The 20,787-nt window shown below is 54.9% G+C and carries 11 protein-coding genes; 2 read left to right on the top strand and 9 right to left on the bottom strand.

Going from position 1 to position 20,787, the window contains the following annotated elements; translation table 11 throughout:
- Nucleotides 1–323: 323 nt before the first annotated feature.
- From MKJ04_RS06065 to MKJ04_RS06035, 7 genes are all read right to left on the bottom strand, one after another.
- Nucleotides 324–1,874, bottom strand: coding sequence for a RagB/SusD family nutrient uptake outer membrane protein (locus MKJ04_RS06065; RefSeq protein WP_241640266.1), 1,551 nt, complete (start codon nt 1,872–1,874; stop codon nt 324–326).
- Between the two features lie 46 nt (nt 1,875–1,920).
- Nucleotides 1,921–5,088 (bottom strand): SusC/RagA family TonB-linked outer membrane protein, encoded by a 3,168-nt coding sequence (locus MKJ04_RS06060; RefSeq protein WP_241640254.1) that lies wholly within the window; start codon nt 5,086–5,088, stop codon nt 1,921–1,923.
- A 385-nt stretch (nt 5,089–5,473) separates the two neighbouring features.
- Entirely contained in the window at nt 5,474–7,468 is a 1,995-nt protein-coding gene (locus MKJ04_RS06055; protein WP_241640253.1) for an alpha-L-arabinofuranosidase C-terminal domain-containing protein, read from the bottom strand.
- 147 nt (nt 7,469–7,615) lie between these two features.
- Nucleotides 7,616–8,650 carry an arabinan endo-1,5-alpha-L-arabinosidase gene (locus MKJ04_RS06050; RefSeq protein ID WP_241640249.1) on the bottom strand — a complete coding sequence of 345 codons (1,035 nt, stop codon included), beginning with the start codon at nt 8,648–8,650 and terminating at the stop codon, nt 7,616–7,618.
- A gap of 61 nt (nt 8,651–8,711) precedes the next feature.
- Nucleotides 8,712–10,211, bottom strand: coding sequence for an arabinan endo-1,5-alpha-L-arabinosidase (locus MKJ04_RS06045; protein ID WP_241640247.1), 1,500 nt, complete (start codon nt 10,209–10,211; stop codon nt 8,712–8,714).
- 224 nt (nt 10,212–10,435) lie between these two features.
- Nucleotides 10,436–11,455 carry a glycoside hydrolase family 43 protein gene (locus tag MKJ04_RS06040; RefSeq protein WP_241640245.1) on the bottom strand — a complete coding sequence of 340 codons (1,020 nt, stop codon included), beginning with the start codon at nt 11,453–11,455 and terminating at the stop codon, nt 10,436–10,438.
- Nucleotides 11,456–11,490: 35 nt separating this feature from the next.
- Entirely contained in the window at nt 11,491–13,032 is a 1,542-nt protein-coding gene (locus MKJ04_RS06035; protein ID WP_241640243.1) for an alpha-N-arabinofuranosidase, read from the bottom strand.
- Between the two features lie 340 nt (nt 13,033–13,372).
- Here MKJ04_RS06035 and MKJ04_RS06030 point away from each other — a divergent pair, with 340 nt between their 5' ends.
- A complete protein-coding gene (locus MKJ04_RS06030) occupies nt 13,373–14,077 on the top strand; it encodes a DsbA family oxidoreductase (RefSeq protein ID WP_241640241.1) in 705 nt (234 codons plus the stop codon).
- Nucleotides 14,078–14,224: 147 nt separating this feature from the next.
- Nucleotides 14,225–14,716, top strand: a complete 492-nt coding sequence (locus MKJ04_RS06025; protein WP_241640239.1) for a VOC family protein — start codon at nt 14,225–14,227, stop codon at nt 14,714–14,716.
- A 410-nt stretch (nt 14,717–15,126) separates the two neighbouring features.
- On the opposite strand, the gene MKJ04_RS06020 is transcribed toward MKJ04_RS06025, so the two are convergent.
- Both MKJ04_RS06020 and MKJ04_RS06015 read right to left on the bottom strand, forming a co-directional pair.
- Nucleotides 15,127–16,824 carry a RagB/SusD family nutrient uptake outer membrane protein gene (locus tag MKJ04_RS06020; RefSeq protein ID WP_410896809.1) on the bottom strand — a complete coding sequence of 566 codons (1,698 nt, stop codon included), beginning with the start codon at nt 16,822–16,824 and terminating at the stop codon, nt 15,127–15,129.
- Between the two features lie 24 nt (nt 16,825–16,848).
- Nucleotides 16,849–20,172 carry a SusC/RagA family TonB-linked outer membrane protein gene (locus tag MKJ04_RS06015; protein WP_241640230.1) on the bottom strand — a complete coding sequence of 1,108 codons (3,324 nt, stop codon included), beginning with the start codon at nt 20,170–20,172 and terminating at the stop codon, nt 16,849–16,851.
- Nucleotides 20,173–20,787 lie beyond the last annotated feature (615 nt).

The raw sequence follows: 20,787 nt of genomic DNA, 5'->3' as shown, positions 1-20,787 counted from the left end.
TGATTAGTTGGTCGAATAACTATCTTAACCAAAGTGGGCACTTTTTTTATCCCTAATTACCTTTTAAAACAGCTTCTGAGCCTTTTCTAACTTAGTGCGCTACAATAAATAAGGCTTAAAACAGATCCGAATCTTCAGAGAATAAATATAAAAAAACTCAGTGACTTCAGTACTGTTAATCAGACATTTATACCCTTTAGTTTGCGCAAAACCTCCGTTCTGCCACCCGTACAGGCCTCTGTGTGCAAAACAAAAAACCCCCATACACTGCCAGCGAGTTGCCTGTACAGCACATGGGGGTATAACTTACTTAACTTTCTGCCTTAGTTGTTGGCTGAGTTTGGCCTGAGGTTCGGGTTCACGTCCAACTCCCCCTGCGGAATCGGCAGGTACTCATTCCCCGGAGTCCATGTCTTGAAGTCATTGTCGTGCTCCTTCAGTTGCGCCAGTTTGTCGGCATCGTAGAACCAGCCCCAACGGATCAGGTCATTGATGCGCTGTCCTTCGCTGGCAAACTCCAGCGCGCGCTCATGGGCAAGCTGGTCGCGCATTTGCGTCTGGCTCATCCCCGGCTTCACAGCGGACAGGTCGGGCAGGTTGGCACGGTTTCTCACTTGCTGAATGTACTGGTATGCCTCTGCCGTTCTGTTCAGCTCATTCAGGGCCTCGGCGTGCATCAACAGGATGTCAGCGTATCGCAGTATGCGGTAGTTGATACCAGAATTGATGTCATACTCGTGCGGATACCCGAAACCATCATTTGTATATTTCCTTGGATAGATGGCAGCGGCGTCATAGGGCCACGGGTTGCCATAGATGGTGGTGGAGTTTGCCTCTGGCTCAAAAGAGGCGATGGTGGCAAGCAAGCGCGGGTCCAGTTTCCCATCGACTGTTTTCTCTGCCTTATACTCGTTGTAGATCCAGCGCGTGGGCAGGAAATCGGAGAAACCGAAGCCGTCGGCACCGTAGGTCACGCCCTGTGCCGAAACCTGCTTCCAGTTCGCGCCCGGGTCGCCGCCCCAGTTGAAGTCAGAGCCGCCCACCTGGTCGGTGGTGGCAAACTGGACCTCAAACAAAGACTCTGCGTTGTTCTCAGTGAACGGCGAGAAGTTGTCGCGGTAGTTCGGCACCAGGCTATACGTGTTCAGCGGGCCATTGATCAGCTTCTCGAACTCGGTGGCTGCCTGCTGCCACTGCTTTCTGTACAGGTAGGCTTTGCCCAGCATGCCAGCGGCAGCGCCTTTTGTGGCACGCCCAACCTCACCGGCATCCGGACCACTTATCCCCAGGTAGGTGGCTGGCAAGAGATCTTGCGCCTGCTTAAAGTCAGCGATAATCTGTTCCCACAGCATCTCCTCTGTAGCCGTTTCGGCATAGTACTCTTCCTTGCGTACCGGGGGAGTTGTGATAAGGGGCACCTCTTTGTAAGTGTTTGCCAGCGTGAAGTAAGCCAAACCACGCAGAAAGTGCGCCTGGCCGTAGATCCGTTGCCTCAGCTGCTCGTCCATCTCAATGTCAGGGACGTAGGCCAGCACCTGGTTCGCCCGGAAGATGATCTGGTAGTGCGCGTGCCATACCCAGGATATCGGGCCAGAGGTGGTCGGGATGGTAAAGTTGCCCATCTGCACCAGGTCGCCCCACGGGCTGTCTCCGGTCATGTCGTCGCCGCGGCCATCGGTGGCTCCGGGCAGCATGCGCATGTAGGTTCCGTCCAGGATCAGGCCATTGTACACGGCGTTCACGCCCGCTAAGGCCTGCTGCTCCGTCGACCAGTAGTCAGCGGTTGTCTGCCTGTTTGGGTTGGCAAGTTCCAGGTTATCGTTGCACCCCAGCAGCAACGGCAGCATGAGGGCGATATATTTTAATTTTTTCATGACTTTTCAGATTAATGCTTTAATAGTATATGCGCTCACGCTCCCGTTAAAATCCCAGCTGCACACCCAGCATGATGGTTCTCGGCTTCGGAAAAGACCCGAAGTCAAAGCCTGGGTTAAAGGTGCCGGAGGTAAAGTCAGGGTTATACCCTTCGTAGGCCTGGAAGGTGTACAGGTTCTGGGCCGTGGCGTATACCCTGGCCGATGTCATACCCTTCACCAAGTTGGCGGGCAGCTTGTAGCCTACCGACAGCGTGTTGATGCGCAGGTGCGTGCCACTCTGCAGCCAGCCTTCGCGGTTTGAGTCGCGCATGTTGTTGTTCGGGTCTTCGGCCACCAACCTCGGAATGTCGGTATTCGTGTTTGTCGGGGTCCAGCGGTCCAGCGCGTCCTCATGGTAGTTCTGGTAACCTTGCGTGTGCACCAGGTCTCTGTAAAGCCTGCTGTTGATCAGGTAATCGCCCATACCAGAGGCGAACATGGTAAAGTCGAAATTTTTGTACTGGGCGGCGAAGTTCAGACCATAATAGATGTTTGGCATGCCGCTGCCCAGGTATATCCGGTCGTCGGCGTTGATGATGCCGTCTTCGTTCACATCCCGGAAGATCAGGTCTCCGGGGGCCGTGTTGGCATTCTGGAACGCGTGGTTCGTGATTTCTTCCTGTGTCTGGAAGATGCCTTGCACATCCCATCCGTAATGCTCGCCTACTTCACGGCCAACCTGCGTTCTTGCGCCAGCGCCACTAATCGGCTCCTCGTTACCACCCAAAGAGAGTACTCTGTTTTTCAGGGTATAAACGTTTGCTGAGACATCGAACGTGAAAGCGCCCTCCATTTTGTGATACCCCAGGTCAAACTCGACACCAGAGTTGCGCAGGCTGCCCGCATTCACCACCGGGTTCAGGTCAACTGAGCCCGTAGAGGCCGGAATCGGAACACCCACCAAAATGTCTGTGGTTGTGCTGCGGTAGTACTCCGCCGTAAAATCAATCTTCCCGCCGAAGAATCTGGCGTCAAAGCCCACGTTGCTGGTTGTCTGAGTTTCCCATTTGATGTCTTCTGCCACCAGAGAGGTCTGAAGTCCGCCCGTAACAGGGCTAGCATTGAAGTTATAGAGGATGTTCGGGTTAATAGTAGCATAGTAGCGATAATCGCCGATGTTCTGGTTACCCAACTCGCCATAGCTGCCGCGTAGCTTCAGCTCGGAGATAAACTCGGGCATGGTGAAGAACGTCTCGTTGTGCAGTTTCCATCCTAAGGCGATAGACGGGAAGTTGCCATACCGGTTAATTGGTGCAAAACGCGAAGAACCGTCTCTACGCATGGTGGCCGTCAGCAGGTAACGGTCATCGTAGCTGTAGTTTATTCTGCCCAGGTATGAGGCCAGGGTGTTCACCGTCTCTGAGCCGCTAGCCGTTTTGTTGGAACCATTGTCCAGTACCGGGAAATACGGCGTACTCAGGTCCTGGGAAAAACCGCCGATCGCTGAAAAGGAGCCTTCTTGGTACATCTGGCCCGCTAACAAGGATACCGTGTGCTGACCAAAGGTCTTGTCGTAGTTCAGGGTGTTCTCGATCAGGCTTGTGGTAATGATCCTGTTGCCTCTGTTCAGCCTTGAGATATCGTTGGTGAAGAAGTACCCCAGGTCAAAGGCTGGCACAAACGCATAGTCCTTGATCATGGTGCGGTCGTAGTTTAGGTTGAGCTTATACTTTAAGCCGTGGCCTAAATCCAACTGTCCCCAGCCGGTGCTAAAAACGCGGTCTACCGTCACATCGTTCTCAATCAGGCTGTTGGCACCGATCGCATTCAGGATGATACCGCGCTCAATGGCAGAGGAAGTACCCCCGAATCCACCCAGGCGGTTCGGGTCGTATACCGGCATGGTCGGGATTGCCGTGATCAGGTCGCCCACCAGGGGAGGTCTGCCACCCAACAGCAGGTCGCCGCGGTAGGTAAGCGAGTTTTCGAAGGAGTGCGTGTAGTAGATGGACAGGCCGGTGCTGAATCTGCCTTTCTCGGCAGTCGTGTTGATACGGCCTGAATAGCGCTCGTAGCTCGGGCCATTGCCCACAAAAGTACCTTCGTTATCGAAGTAGTCTAAGGAGATGTTGTACGTGTTGTACTCCCCGCCGCCCGAAAGCACAATATTGTGGTTTTGGCGGTTACCCAGCTTCAGGCCTTCTTCCTGCCAGTCGGTATCGATGTTGCTGATAAAGCTCGGAGAGTTCGGGTCATTTGCCGGCGCCACTGTCTGGCCACCGTTCAGCTGTGTCTCGTTCTGCAGCATCTGGTATTCCGCCCGGTTGGTTACCGGTATGCGCTGCCATACCTCGTCCACGCCGTAGTAGCCGTTGTATTCTATCTTCAGCGGGGTGTTCTTCCTTCCCTGCTTCGTGGTAATGATCACTACACCGTTCGCTGCCCGCGACCCGTAAATAGCGGCGGATGAGGCGTCTTTCAGGACCTGCACCGATTCTACGTCATTTGGGTTGAAGTCACGCGGGGATGCATTATCGCCCAAAGGCACACCGTCCACCACATAAAGCGGCTGTCCGTTACCGAACGTGCTTACGCCCCGGATCCGAACATTCGGCACAGCGCCTGGCTGTCCGTCGCTGGTCACAGCCACGCCGGGAGCTCTACCCTGCAGCAGCTGGGACATGTCGCTGGTGGAGGTTTTCTTGATCTCTGCGGCGTCAATCACCGCCACCGAACCCGTGATATCAGATTTTTTCTGGGTACCATACCCCACAACCACTACCTCATCCAGCGTTTTGGCGTCTATCTGAAGCCGCACATCCACGGCACTGCGGTTGCTGATCTGCACTTCCTGGGCCAGGTACCCGATGTAAGAGAATACCAGCGTTCCGTTTTCCTGTCCGTCCGGCACGTTCAGGATATAGTTTCCTCCCACATCAGTGATGGTACCCGTCGTTGTGCCTTTCAGGGCCACACTCACGCCCGGCAAGCCTGTTCCTTCCTCGCCCGTAACTTTACCGGACACCGTGATGGCCACTGCGCTGCCAGCAGGATTTGCCGTGTAGCGGGCTTCCAACTCCAGCACCATGTTAGCCATCGGCTGCGAAATAATCGTGTTAGCCCTGCCAGCCAACGGCGGCGACAGTGCCGGTAGGGCCTGAGCAGGCACCTGAAGCCCGGCGCACAGCACTATAGGCGCCAGAAGCTGAAATTTTCGAAAAGGTCTCATCATGTGGTTTTAAATTGAGGGTAGTTGTGTCTAATAAGCTATCAATGTCTCTCCTGCCGTAGAGCAGGCCAAACTATACACTATAGTTCTTGTTTGTGGCGATGGTTGGTCCTCCCGAGCCCAGCAATGGCTATCCGGCTGCTTTGCAGGAGACATGCGTTGACCTGTTTTCGTAGCCTTCGCCTCCTCTTCTGTGGCAAAGGAGGCATTTCTTATACCCGGTGTTATCTTCTCCTCCAGTGCCGCTTCTCTTTCCCCGCGCGAACCGGGTATGCGTCCACTGTTTCAGGGGTGTCATTTCGTGTTCCCCTGACACTTACAGGCCACGGCGTCAGTGCTCTAGATCCCGGTGGCATAGATCATAGGGTTCAAGCGCGCTGCGCCCGCCTTACGATAATTTCACCCGGATCACGTTCACGGAGTAGGGCTGCAGGTCAAGCTTGATGCTCTTTCCGCTTACTGAAATCTGCTTCTGCACCGGGCTAACGGCGTCCGGGTGCTCAAAAGAATTCTCCTGGTTCAGGTTATCGCTCCGCAGCACGGTATGTGTACCCTGTGCAGCCAGCTTTTTCACGCCCTCTACCGCAAACTCGTTTTGCATCGCCTTGTCTGAGGTGTTGATTACTTTCAGGATAAGCTCGTTGGTGTTGCGGTCGATAGTAGCAGAGGCAAATGCGCCGTCCTGGCCTGTAACAGGCTTTTTGTTGAGCAGCACGGGCACTACATGCGTTCCTACGTTTGTCGAGAACAGCTTCTGTACCTGATAGTTGGGCGTGCCGTAAGCCCGCAGGTTGTCTACCCATATCATGTCGGGTGTCCACTGCCAGCCTTCGGCATGGGCAAACAAGGGGGCGTAAGAGGTCATCACCACCACGTCGGCGTTACGCTCCAGGCCCGTCATGAAGGCAGCCTCCGAGAGCGCCGCGTTCCAGTTGTTCTTGTTGTCGGGGCTGGCGATTGCCACAGACTGCGCCGCATACTCGCCGGCAAATATCTTCGGCCCCTTGCGGTCGTAGCTGTCGTAGCGGGTCACGTTCTCGCGGAACCACTCCGGGGCGCGGTAATAGTGCTCGTCAATGATGTCCACTTTGTGGTCTTTCATGCCACGCAGGGTCGTGTTTAGGTAGTCGAACTCCTTTCCATCGGGGAAGGGGCCGGTGGTTGTGATCAGCTTGATTTCGGGGTGCTTCTCCTGCAGGGCTTTTTCAAACACCTTGTAACGCTCGATGTACTGCTCGCCCCACTGCTCGTTGCCCACGCCCAGGTACTTCATGTTGAACGGTGCCGGGTGCCCCATGCTGGCCCGCAGCTTGCCCCACTCCGAGTCGGCAGGGCCGTTGGCGAACTCAATCAGGTCGAGGGCGTCCTGCACGAAGGGTGTCAGCTGGTCCAGCGGCACGAGCTCTCCGGTATTGAACTGGCAGGCCATACCGGCGTTCAGGATCGGCACGGGCGCTGCCCCAAGGTCTTCGGACAACTGGAAGTATTCAAAGAAGCCGAGGCCGAATGTCTGGTAATAGTCGGGGGTATGACGGTGCTTAAACTCCGTGTTCCAGCGGTTCACGAGTAGCTCTCGGTCTTCCACCGGCCCCACTGTTTTTTTCCACTGGAAGCGCTCGTCCAGGGTGCGGCCCTCCACAATACAGCCCCCCGGAAAGCGAAGGAAACCCGGCTTCATGTCGGCCAGCAGCTGCACCATGTCGGCGCGGAGGCCGTTCGGTCGGTTTTTCCAGGTATTCTCCGGGAACAGGGAAATCATGTCCATGTCCAGGGTGCCAGCGCCTTTCGCCCATATGTTCAGCTTTGCTTTCTGATCGGTGTCCGTGGCCGTGATGCTGGCGGTATATTTTTTCCAGGCTTTGCCTTCCGGCGTCAGGGTGGCGGTGCCTATTTTCTTTCCCTCCGCGTCCACCAGCTCCATGGTCAGCGCAACGCTTTTCTCACCTTGCTGCCGGGCAAGCACCGAGAAATTATACTTGTCGCCCTTCTTCACGCCCATTCCGCGGAAGCCCTCGTTTGTGAGGCCCAGGCTGCCGTCATCCGACTTCAGCTTCACGCGCAGGAAACGGGGGTTGCCCAGATTTTCTGCGCCGCGGTTATGCACCAGCATGCTGCCTGCCGCGTTTCCCTCCTTCTGCTCCTTCCATCCCATCATAGGAGTGTCAAACTCAAAAGAGCGGTTTTTCACCAGTTCGGCATATATGCCGCCGTCAGCGCCCAGGTTGATGTCTTCAAAGAAAAGCCCCCACATGGTCGGCTGCACTTCTGCCTTCACCTCGTTGGCCTTTACTGTGAATACTTTATTCTTCTGGGCAAAACTGTTGCTGGTGCCAGTAATTATACCTGCTGACAGGGCTAGAACCGTTAAAAACCTCTTTCTCATATCCTAATAGTAAGCGTGATTAGTGAGTGACTAATCAAATATAAACGTCTTATTGACAATTAAAAAATTATTTACAGTTTTTCCGTTAAATAATTCCAGTAAAGCCCTGTGTATAACTTGTAAATCACACGCGAAACAAATGGTGGATTACTTTCTTTTCCCTCCATTAGGCGCAGGAACGGACACCACGGGCCAGCCCTTCTTGTCCCAGGCCAGCTTTTCGATCCTGAGTTTAGACTTCCCTTCGTCTTTGGCGTCATACCCATGGAAAACCAGGTAGTCCTGTCCGTCAAAATTGTAGACGGAGTTGTGCCCTACCCCATACCAGTCTTTGTTGCCCTCCAGCAGCAGACTTCCGCCCCCGTGCACCATTTTCCTGCCCTCTTTGTCCATATAAGGCCCCGTGACATTTTCAGATCGGCCCACCACCATTTTATAGGTGCTCTCTGGGCCGCGGCAGCAATAATCAAAGGAGGCAAATAGATAGTAATAGTTTCCTTTCCTGAAAATGAAGGGCGCTTCCACGGCCCCCTCACCCGCCTTTGTCTCCTCCAGGGCGGTGCGTTCCCGCTGTACAATGGTATGCCATTCCGGGTTTTCGCTGGCTACAGAAAGGAGGTCCGGCCGCAGCTTCACTATTTTCAGGCCACTCCAGAACGATCCGAAGGAAAGCCAGGGTTGCTCTTTCTCGTCAAACACCAGGTTTGGGTCGATGGCGTTCCACATATCACGTCCGGGCACCGACTCCACCACAATCCCGTGGTCTACCCAGGTATAGGCAGGGTCAGTGGCATGGAGTGTTTTATTAGTGGCCACCCCGATGGCCGACGTGTTTTTGCCAAACGCGGAAACACTGTAGTATAGGTAGTACTGCCCATTGTGGTACGTGATATCGGGCGCCCATATATGATTCTTAAAATCTGGCGCAACACTGCTTGCCCATACCGGGGCTTCCGCAAAAACGGCGGGCTCGCGGGTCCAGTCTTTCATGTTTTTGGAGGACCATACCGCGATGCCACTTCCCGTAGCGAAGAGGAAGTAGCTGTCATCCTGCCGGATCATGACCGGGTCGTGCACCGGTATCTGCTTCGTCTGCGCGCACGACGGCAAGGCAATCACTGCACACAAATGTAGCATGGCCCATATATGCCCTATACCCGCTTTCCTTAGCTTTTTCATCATGGTATGTTATGTTAGGCGGGATGCTGCCCACCAGGCGGCGGCATCTTCTAGTGCGACCGCGTTACTTCTTCAATTTCTTTCCCCAGATGGCAGTGCCCTCGCCGTTAAGCCCCGTGAAGACTAGGGTGCTGGCGACCTTATTTTCCCAGTCGCGGCCACGCTCCACGTATACCCGCTCTTTGAGGTCCGTACCCCAGTCCAGCGTCAGCCATGGGGCCTGATACGTCCAACTGCTCGAGGCGTCGTTGTTCAATGTGCCGTTAGCGTTTAGCTGCAGCAGGGCCGCCACCTGGAAATTAGGCGACACCTGCTCCTCGGCGTAGCCCGGCACAACGGTATAGCCCAGCACAATGCGTTCCCACTCGCCCACCAGCTCAGCCTGGGCAATAGCCGACTGCTCTACGGCCGCATACCGCTCCGGCGACACCACCGGCCATCCATCCTCGGTCCAGTGTATTTTGCGCACGTGCAGCACCATGTAATATTTGTTCTCGCCCGGCCTGCCCTGGTGCGCCATGTAATACTGACTGCCATCGTGGAACACGGCGGGGTGCGAAACCCCTTGCCAGCCACTGTGGCCCTGAAACTTATAGGGCGCCAGGATCAACGGCAGATTGTCCTCCGGGTCGTTCAGGTTCTTGCCGTTAAAATCGTAAAACGGGCCTTCCGGTGAGTCGGCGCGGCCCACGCGGACATTGTATTTGGTCTCCAGCCAATCGTAGGAAATGAACATGTAGTACTTGTTGAGCTCCGGGTTGTAAATCACCTCGGCCCCCTCAATGTTCCCGTTGATGGTACCATTGGTAGATCCCCTTTGCGCAACCCTGCGGCCCTTGTCGCCGGTCGTGGCGGCCAGCCCGGTGCTCGCGTCGAGTTTCAGCACATAAATTCCGTCCCAGGCCGAGCCATAGTAAAACCAGTGATCCCCGGCCGCGTCCACGACTACCGTCGGGTCGATAGCGTTGGTTTGCAACGAGTTGTTGTTCAGCGACGTGACCACCAGGTCCCGCTCCACCCAAGGCCCCTCCGGGCTGGAGGAAGTAGCCAACCCGATCACGCTCAGGCGCGGCGCCGGGCCCGTCAGGGAATAATAAAGCCGGTACTCGCTCCCCACCTTCATGGCATAGGGTGCCCACAGAGAGCCAAAAGGCGTGCTGCCCCGCTGCTTGATAAAATCGCTGCCTTTTTTTGGCAAGCCGTCGAAGGCCTGCCCCACATACTGCCAGTTCACGAGGTCTTTCGACTTCCGCACCTGTATCCCCGCCGGGGCGGCGGTTCCGAAGGCGGCATCGGTGCTGTAGCTGTAAAAATACTCTCCCCCCTTCACGATGGAAGGGTCGTGGGTGTTGTACGGCCCCCACTTGAAGCGGAACTCATACGGCGCGATGTTGGCATAAGTGTCTCCCAACTGGTCTATGTCGAAATCTGCCACCACGGGCGGCTGCGGATTTAGTCCTGTTGGCGGTGCCGGACTGTCCTTGTCTTTCGTGCAGGAGAACATCCCTGCACCCAGCAGGCAGACCGCCGCAATTCGCATGTATTTTTTCAATTGCACTTCCATCCTTAGTGATTTATTCGCCCTTAAATTACTGACCTTTACGATAAGGCGGGATTATGCCCCTTTAATTAATGTAAATACTACATTTATTAAACTTACTAAAAAAACAGGCAAACAGATGCTTGCTTGCCCGGATTTTCTGAATTTCTCTTTTTATACCCTGCTGCTATTTTCCAACGGATACCAGGACCCGCCTTGTTGCGCCGCACAGTATCAATCGCTATACCTTACTTTGCTGCCTGCTTCGACCTGGCCGGTTTCACGCCCTCCGAGGTCATGACCACGCGCTTCATGGTTCCGTCGGGGTTATACTCCAGCGCGTCGATGCAGACCGACCTGCGGAAGCTGCCGCCATGCGGCTGGACGCCGCCCGTATGGTAGATAAAGTAGGACTTGCCCTTAAAGTCGATGATCGCCTGGTGGTTTGTGTTGGAGTTGCCCGACAGCTCGTTCAGGATGCCCTTATACTCCCAGGGCCCCTCGATGCGCTTGCTCATGGCATAGGCCGTTTTCTCCGGAAACTGATAGGCATACGAGAGGTAGTAATTGCCCTTGTGCTTGTGCACGTAGGGTGCCTCGGTAAAGTTCGGCAGGGTATCGATGGTCTTTATCGGGCCATCGAGCTCTACCATATTGTCCTTCAGCTTGGCATAATAGGCCTTGGTATTGCCCCAGAACAGCCAGGCTTGGCCGTCATCGTCGACAAACACCGTGGGGTCAATATCATCCCAGTCGATGGAGGTACCGGTGGTCATGTCGTTGGTGATCAGGGCAGAGCCCCTGGCATCCTTAAACGGCCCTATCGGACTGTCGGCCACTGCCACGCCGATTGCCTTCCCCGGCTTGGCGTCGTTGTGTGTCACGGTGACGTACCAGTAAAACTTGCCGTTTTTCTCGATTACCTCCGCAGCCCAGGCGTCGCCTTTGGCCCACTTAAAGTCAGAGGGTTTGAGCGGAACGGGGTGCTCTGTCCAGTTCACCAGATCCGGCGACGAGAACACCAGCCACTCGTTCATTCTGTAAAAGTTGAAATCGTTGGGCGCCTGGTCGTGGCCGGCATACAGGTATACCCTGTCGTTGTGCACGATCGCGGCCGGGTCGGCGGTATACTTATGCGTGATAATGGGGTTGGAGGTCGACTTGAAGGTCGTGTCTCCGGGAAGCTTGGAGGCCTCGGCAGCGGTTGGGGCAACGGCAAATGCCACTGCCACCATCGCCACTGCACCGGCTAAAAGGTTGCTTTTCATGGTATAGGTCATTTAAGTTAAGGCAGCCGACCTGGTTACTTCAGCTCCAGCACCACCACCGAGAACGCGGGCAGCTTCACCGTCAGTTTGTCTCCTTTCAGCTTTGCGTCTTTAAAGGCTTTGGGCGTGATGCTGTTCGGGCTGTCGAAGGAGTTGAAATCCTGCACCTTCTTGGAAGAGAGAATTCTACCAGATACGTTCTTGTATTTCGCCCCGTCGATGTCGATGGTGATTTCCTGCGCCTTGTTGGCGTCAATGTTCACCAGCGACACGTGCGTCAGCCCGTTCTTGTCTTTCGAGGCAGAGCCAGAAACGGCGGGCAGTTTCTCGCTTCCCAGCGTATAATCCTCTGTCTTGACCGTGAGCGGCAGCCAGGCGGCATCCTGGTGCACGTTATACATCTCCATCACGTGGTAAGTGGGCGTCAGCAGCATCTTGTCTCCCTCCGTCAGGATAACGGACTGCAGCACGTTGATGGCCTGGGCCAGGTTGGCCATGCGCACGCGGTCGCTGTGGTTATTGAAAATGTTCAGCGTGGCACCGGCAATCATGGCGTCGCGCATGGTGTTCTGCTGGTATAGGAAACCCGGATTGGTGCCGGGCTCTACCTCATACCATCCGCCCCACTCATCCACCACCAGGGCTATTTTCTTCTCCGGGTCATACTTATCCATAATGGCGGAGTGCTTCTGAATCAGTTCCTCCATAAACAGGGCGCGTTTCATGGTGGTGAAGTACTGCTGCTCGCTAAACGTAGTGGAAGGGCCTTTTTTGTCCCATTCAATCACAGAGTAGTGGTGCAGGGCCACGCCTTCAATCAAGTTCTTCGGCACGTTTTTCATCAGCACCTCTGTCCAATTGTAATCGGCGGAGTTAGCGCCGGAGGCGATCCGGAAAAGGTTGCCGGTATTGGTCCAGTCCGATACGAAGGTGGCGTATTTGCGGTACTCGTTGGCATAGTACTCCGCCGTCATGTTGCCGCCGCAGCCCCAGGCCTCGTTGCCTATACCCCAGAACTTCACTGCCCAGGGCTTCTCGCGCCCGTTCTTCTGGCGCAGTTTAGACATGGGGCTTTCCCCTCCAAAGTTCACATACTGCACCCAATCGGCCAGTTCCTGCACCGCTCCGCTGCCCATGTTTCCGGCCAGGTATGGCTCGGTGTCCAGCAGCTCGCACATGTTCAGGAAGTCGTGCGTGCCAAAGCTGTTGTTTTCGGTCACGCCGCCCCACCAGGTATTCACCATCGTCGGGCGCTCGCTTTTCGGCCCGATGCCGTCTTTCCAGTGGTAGGTGTCGGCAAAGCAGCCGCCTGGCCAGCGCAGGTTCGGGATTTTCAGTTTTTTCAGGGCGTCCACCACATCATTGCGCACCCCGTTGGTGTTGGGGATTGCGGTGTTGTCTTCGCCCACATAGAAGCCGCCATAGATAGAGCGCCCTAAATGCTCGGCAAAGTGTCCGTAGATATGGCGGCTGATTACCTGCTCTGGCTTGGCTGGCACATTGAGTTTACCCGTGTTCTGTGCATACACGGAGACCGTGCAACAGAGCCCTAAAAATGCTGCGATTGTTTTTTTCATGCGTTATTAAACTTTTATACAGTATGATCCGACTTACAAAGAGTTGGTTATGTATTTGAGCCTCAATATAAGTGTTTATTTTACGCTTATAAAATCTATTACGCTTTTTCTGCTTAAAAAATTCCTTCTTGTGCTGGGTCTATAGGTATAAAGTTGGGGTATAAAATGGAAAAGTGGGTGTAAAATTGTGTTTCAGGCACCTCGCCTGCGGCTTCCGGCTAAAATCGTTGCGCTTATAAACAAAACCCCTCAGGACAGTGTTATCACTCCAAGACCATAAGCCAAATGGTGCAACCTACGTATGACGGCTGTATAAAATTGAGTTTTAAAAACAAGAAAAATGAGCAAGCAGAAAATCAAAATAGATATCGTATCTGACGTAAACTGCCCCTGGTGCTACGTGGGTGAGCAACGCCTCAACAAGGCCATCGCGCAGTCTGGCGACAAATACGAGTTCGACATCAGCTTCAAGCCTTTCGAGCTAAACCCCAACATCCCGGCAACCGGTATGGACAGGATCACCTACTTTAAAAACAACTACGGCCCGCAGATTCTCTCGCAGCTGGACGCGATGAACCAGCGCCTGCAGGACGCAGGGGCCGAAGACGGCATCACTTTCAACTTCGACAAGCTGACTGCGGTGAACAACACCTTTAACGGCCACCGTCTGATCTGGCTGGCTGGCACGTGCGGTGTGCAGGAGCAGGTTGCCAACGCGCTTTTCTACAGTTACTTTACTGAAGGCAGCGACATGAACGACACTGCGCTGCTAACCAGGATCGGGTTGGACAACGGCATCCCGGCAGCGGAGTTGGAGGGCTTCTTCGAGGGAGAGGCAGGCAAAACCGAAGTGCGGAAGATGGAACAGTGGGCACAGGCAGCTGGCATCACGGGCGTTCCCGCCTTCATCATCAACGATAAGTACCTGATCAGTGGTGCGCAGCCAGCCGACGCGTTCCATCAGGTGTTCTCGCAAGTGGCCCCTATACTGGACGAAATTGTGGGCGAGGGCGGCAGCTGCGACGTAGCCAGCGGAATTTGTTAAGTGCACACGGGAATTACTAGAAAGGTGCTGATTTTCAGTAACCAACCACCTGCACTTCCATTCAGATCGAGCATCCTGATTTCCAGTTTGCCCGATTTTCTGCTCCAGGGAGGGCCAAATCACGAAGTTCACGTTAAATAGATAGTCATGGAAACCAACTACTCCACTCCCCCGCAAACCCGGATCGGGCATGTGCACCTGAAGGTGGCGAATCTGGAGCGCGCCTTAGCGTTCTACCGCGATTTATTGGGCTTTGCCGTCACGACTACGTATGGGGCTGATGCGGCTTTTCTTTCCGCTGGCGGCTACCACCACCACATCGGCCTGAACACCTGGCAGAGCAAAAACGGGGCACCGCCTCCGGCTGGCAGCACTGGCCTTTTCCATACCGCTATTTTATACCCTACGCGCAAAGACCTGGCAGCTATTTACCGTCGCCTGCTGGAGGCGGGGTATCCGCTCTCCGGGGCCGCAGACCATGGCGTGTCGGAGGCGCTTTACCTGGAAGACCCCGACCGCAACGGCGTGGAACTGTACTGGGACCGCCCACAGGAGGTATGGCCCCGAAAACCTGACGGGTCGCTGGAGATGTACACGCGCGCCCTCGACCTAAACAGCCTTTTGGAAGAACTGGGTTGATATCGTCTTTTTAAAAGCAAGGCGGCCGCCAGACACAGAAGCTAAATGCCTCTGCGCCTGGCGGCCGCCTTATTTATGCGCGTGGCCTATGTCAGACCCTGCGTTTCCGGTTTAACGTAAACTTGGTAACTCAAGCGGTTTTTAAACTCGAAACTCCCTGTTTCATAGCCTGCTTTGCGCTCCACGCCCGCTGGGGCGCGTTTTCCCGCTCGGCACTGTGTACATTTCCTGCCTAACGGCTGCCACTAACGTGGCACCGGAAATATACAAATAGAGGGCCCCTACCCCCGGTGCCTCTCGGAAAAACTGGGAATCATTTTGCCCTGATCTAGCTAAACCACACTTCCCCAAAGCAGAAAAACTAATTTGAAAGCAAATTAACCTACAGCTATGCCCGAGTTCACGCCGGTTTAGTATCCCGGGTTCTGGGCAAGCGTATTCTCTCCGGCCACCGTGCTGTTGATAATCTCCTGCTGCGGAATCGGGAAATAGTCATTTTTCCCTTTCGTGAACGTAGCCCCTTTCAGATAGATTCGCTTCTGCTGCTCTTTCGCCACGTACGTGTTCAGCACCTCGTCTGCAATTCCCCAGCGCACCAGGTCGAAGAAGCGGTGGCCTTCCATACCGAACTCCAGCCTTGTCTCGAACTGGACAGCTTTCAGCGCCTCCTCTTTGCTTGCAAATGGCGTGTTATAGGTATTGATCACGTAATTTGCGGCGGGGCTTCCGTCGGACATTTTCACGAACCCATCCGGATTAGCGGCCCTGCTCCTGACCTGGTTCACCAGCTCCCGAGCTTTCTCCAGGTCGCCCTCTGCCACGGCCACCTCAGCACGCCACAGGATGACATGCGCCAGGCGGATCATCCGATAATTGTTGGAGTTGTTCCGGTTGGTGGCATGGTAGAAGCCTTTCATCGGAATCATTTTCTTCGGAGAGTATGGGCCGGCATATACCTGATCCCGCACCCAGGGTTTCCCGGTGTGTATCCCGAAATCAAGGTATGGAATGCCCCTGCGACCCACTGTATGGTCCAGGCGTGGATCCAGGGGGCCATCGTAGGGCGTAAAAGGGGCTGTGGCATCCAATCCCTCATCGTTCTTCACGTCTGTCTGGTTAAAGGTGTCCAGCAGCGGCAAGCCCCCTTCGGTTTTAAACGCGTTCACCAGGTTCTGAGAAGGCTGCTCGAAACCACAGCAGTTCCAGGGCCCGGTATAGGGGTAGTTCAGGATGTTGCCGTTATTCCCGTTCACACCGCCCGGAGAGCCGTCGTTCACGGACATCTGTACCTCGAAGATTGACTCGGCATTGTTATTTGTGGCGGCATTATAGTTGCTGTAGTACGTCGGCTCCAGTTTATACCTGCCGCTGGCGATAATCTCATCCAACAGCGGTTTGGCCTCTGCATACTTGCCCTGAAACATATAAGCCTTGGCCAGATAAGCCGCCGCCGCATACTTGGTGGCCCGGCCAATCTGTGCCTGGTTTACCGGCAACACATCGTAGGCAGCCTTAAAGTCAGCCTCTATCTTCGGCCAGATGTCCTCTTTGTTGGCAACCTTCGCGCCCTCCGGGTTCATCGGATCGTAGGTTTTCTCATCGATATAGGGCACTTTGTTCCACATTTTCTTGGCCTCAAAGTGGTAATGGCCCCGCAGAAAGCGAGCCTCGGCAGTAACCTGCGCCTTTTCAGCATCGGTCATGTCCTTGGCATTGGCCATCACCAGCAGTACATCGTTGCTGCGCGCGATGCCGTCGTACACATTGCGCCACTTCCCGCGGAAGTGGTTGTTGCTTGGCAGCCAGTTGTACGTCTCAATAAAAGTGATCTCCGGCTGGTCTCCAGCATCGGTGCCTTTGTAGGTATCATCGGATGCCACACCGCCATACACCCAGTTAGTCACGGCGCTATGCCAGGCCGTGTTGCCCGACCCAACCCCGTCCAGTAGCGAGTAAGCCCCGATTAGCAGGGCATCCACCCCTTTCTTCGACTCCAAGGATTGCTGCCCCACCACCCCTTTGGGGGCGGTCGTCAGAAAGTCATCATCACAGGCTCCGAGTAAGCCAGCCACAATGAAAGCCGCTATTCCAAATATCTTCTTGTTCATCATTTCCATGTGATTAAATTTTCCTTAAAAACTAACATTCACCCCAAGCAAGAAATTTCTGGACACCGGATATGCCCCTTCGTCCACTCCCAACTGGCGGTCGTTGCCGGCCCCATACCCACGCAGGTTAATTTCCGGGTCGAGGCCCGTGTATTTGGTGAACGTAAACAGGTTCTGGCCCTGAATGTAGACATTAGCCGACCCCATACCCGCTTTCGATATCCAGCTTAGCGGCAGGTTATACCCCAGCTGGATGTTCTTGATCCGCAGGTAAGAGCCGTTTTCCAGGAAATAAGTGGATGGCACACTGCTGGCCGCATCCCCTGAGCGCAGCTGTGGCAGCAGGGCGTCTGTTTTGCCTGGCTGCCAGGAGTCGTAAAGCATCCGCTTGCTTCGGTTTCCCTGGAAGGTCTGAAAATCAGTCCAGTAACGCACATAGTTGAAGATCTCAACCCCCTGTACCCCTTGGGCAAAAGCCGTGAAGGTGAAGTTCTTAAACTCCGCGTTCAGGTTCAGGCCATAGGTAAAATCCGGGTGGGGGCTGCCAATGAAGGTTTGGTCGCTGCCGTTGATGACGCCGTCGTTGTTCACGTCTTTATACTTAAAGCGGCCAGCGATATTGTCGGTGCCGCCCCGCTGCACAGCATGCGCCTTTGCCTCATCGTCCGTCTGGAAGATGCCCTCCACGATGTAGCCATAAAAGGACGACAGGGGCTGCCCCTGCTGCGTAGCCGTTACGGGAGGTGTGCGCAGCCCGAAACCCTGGTAAATCGTGTTCGGGTTGCCGTTCGTTTTCACCACCATGTTGCGGTAGGTAGAGAAGTTGGCGCCCACCGTGAAGGTAAGCTCGTTTGCCAGCGCTGCCCCGTTGTAGTTCAGCCCCACGTCAACCCCTTTGTTGTTCATCTCCCCGATGTTCACGAAGGGGTTTGTGGCCACACCCTGTGTAAAGGGGAGCTCAACCGGGAAGAGCATATCGGTGGTGGTACGGGTATACCAGTCAAACACCAGGTCTATGCGCCCCTGCAAAAAGGCGGCGTCGAAGCCTAGGTTGGTGCTGGTGGTCGTCTCCCACTTCGCGTTCGGGTTTCCGAATTGGGAGCGGTCATACCCAATCACCACGGTTGTGTTGGTGCCGTTTATGTCGTAGTTGGATTGGTCCGGGTTCGACTGGAAAGTGGAGGCAAAGTTATAGTTACCGATCTCCTGGTTTCCGGTCTGGCCCCAGCCTGCCCTCAGCTTCAATTCATCCAGAAACGTGATGCCCTGCATAAACGCTTCCTGTGTGATGCGCCACCCCGCGCTCATCGCCGGAAAGGTTGCGTACCGGTTGGCCGGGGCAAACCGGGAAGACGCATCCCGCCGCACCGTGCCCTCCAGCAGGTATTTATCCCTGAAGGAGTAGTTCACCTTGCCGAAGGTAGAGAACAGGCGCCAGTCATACGCCCCGCCTCCGTTGGCCGGAGCCAGGGAGCCCGCATTGAGGTAGCGGAAATCCAGGTCATCCACAAAAAAACCGCTCCGGCTTCCGAAGAAGTTTTCCCCGTAGGAGCTGATCGCCTCGGTGCCCAGCAGGACATTCACCCGGTGCACTTCCGACAGGTTGAGCTCATAGGCCAGGGTGTTGGACCAGGTCCAGTCGCGATCGTAGCTGTTAGAGGTGTTCAGGCTGTTGGTTTGAGCAGCCTCAGCCGATTCCACGTCCCGGATGCTGAAGCTGCGGAGGTTATACGTGTTGTAGTCGAGGCCAAAGCTGGTGCGGGCCACCAGGTTTTTCAGGATGTCTAGCTCGGCGTAGATGTTACCGAACAGACGCACTTCCTGCCCCACATTGTCTTTGTTTCGGGCCTGCAGCGCCACCGGGTTCCGGGCATTGCCCAAGCCACCGCCTTTTGTTCCGGCAAAGTTCCCCATCAGGTCATATACCGGTATAATCGGCTGCATCCGGTATGCCATCGAAATCGGGTTGCTCTCGCTGTTGTTGCCGGACACCTGGCCCACGCGCTCCCCAAACGATACCTGCAGGTTTTCTCCCACCCGCGCCCGGTTCTTCACCCTAAACTCGGTGTTGGCCCGCACGGCATAGCGCTTGTAGTAGGTGTCTTTCAGGATACCCTCCTGGTCGTAGTAGTTGGCCGAGAAGGCATACACGCCTTTATCAGTTCCCCCGCTGGCACCCAGCTGGTAGTTCTGAATAATAGCCGGGTGGAAAATCTCCTCTAACCAGTTGGTGCCTTCCTTATTGGCCGGGGTAATCTGGAACTTTGTCTTGCCGAATGCCGGGTCGTCGATGTTGTTGGTGTAGTTGGCGGGATCCACCCTCGGGTCGCCAGCCTGAGCGCCTGTCGGGAAGATATAATCCGGGATAACCGGTGTGGCGCCATTGCCATACTGGGGATTGGAGGGGTTGCCGTTCAGCAACTTCCCCGCGTTCCGTTCGCTCTCCCAGGTCAGTTGGGCCAGCTCGTTTGTGTTGAGCAGATCGAGCAGCTTGCCGTGCCGCTGCACACCATAGTATGAGTCGAACGTAACCCGGGGCTCCCCGCTCTTCCCTTTTTTGGTGGTGATGATCACGACTCCGTTTCCGGCCCTTGCGCCATAGATGGAGGCAGAAGAAGCGTCCTTCAGGATTTGCATGGACTCGATGTCGTTCGGATTGAGGGTATTCAGGTTCCCCTTGGTCGGCACGCCATCAATCACGTACAGCGGCGAGTTATCGTTGATAGTGCCAAAACCCCTGACACGCACCATCACGCCGCCTCCCGGGCTGTTGTCGTTGCCGACGGTTACCCCGGCGGCCCTACCCTGCAGGGCCTGTGCCACGTTAGTAGCCGGCACGGAAAGCAACTCTTCGGCTGACACGGTGGCGACCGCTCCGGTGATGTCCTTTTTGGCCTGTGAGCTATACCCCGTCACCACCACTTCCTGCAGTGCCTTGCTGTCAGGTGTCATCGAGAGGTTGATTGTGCTTCGGTTATTCACCGCTACCTCCCTGGGTTGGTATCCGATGAAGGAGAACACCAGTGTGGCACCTGCCGGGGCAGCGATAGTGTAATTACCAGACCCGTCTGTGGATACGCCCGTGGTGGTCCCTTTCACGAGCACCGTCACGCCGGGCAGGCCGCTGCCCTTTTCATCCACCACGCGCCCGGTAACAGGTGTCGACTGCCTTTCTTTTACAGCAGTCCGGGTAGATGCGGCAACAGGCGGAGCCGCCCCTTTCGGGGAATAGGCCAGGGAAGGCCCGGAGCTGCCGGCGCTGCTGAATCGTTGCGAATAATCATCGGCATTGTTCCCTCCCTGCAGCGTGCCCTGGCCGAAGCTAATCTGGCCGGAACATAACAGCATACACGGGATCAACAGCCTTTTAAATGGGTAGAAGACTTTTTTCATTGCAAACAAATTAAGGTGAGTAATAAAAAAGGTATTGGTACTGGCACTACCAAGCATATTCTCCTTTGCAGGTCCCAGGGAAGCAAGGGGGAAATGCCGCTTACTTCTACCATGGAAAATGCACCGCAACGTTTGTCTTATATTGAGCCTTTGCATACCTCCTTCACCCACTGCATGTCACTGCGGCACCTTCAGGCGCCGCAACTGGCAAAAGCCCGTTCTTAAATACTACTTAATGATAAAATAGCCCGGCTCGCTGGAACCCGGTTTTCATTACTTGTCGATCTTCTCGATACGCGTACAGGCATTAGGCTCACTGTTTTAGGGCATGGTACAAGATTTACCATTCTATAAAAGTGAGTACCCACTAATTATGAAACCAATGTAATTATATAAACAACATCAATCAATATAATTAGACGAAAATAAATATCATGTTTAAACATATGCAAGGCCCGCTGGATGCATAAATTTTCGGGTGCTGTATACTGTTTTAAACTGTAAAAGTGATGCCTTCCGGTAAGTGCTGGAGATAAAAAATGTGCGCAGTATTATTGACATGGCTCATTT

The organism is Pontibacter sp. E15-1, assembly GCF_022601975.1.
GTDB lineage: Bacteria > Bacteroidota > Bacteroidia > Cytophagales > Hymenobacteraceae > Pontibacter.
Note: the sequence above shows the minus strand (reverse complement) of the source record. Positions and strands in the feature narration are given on the sequence as shown.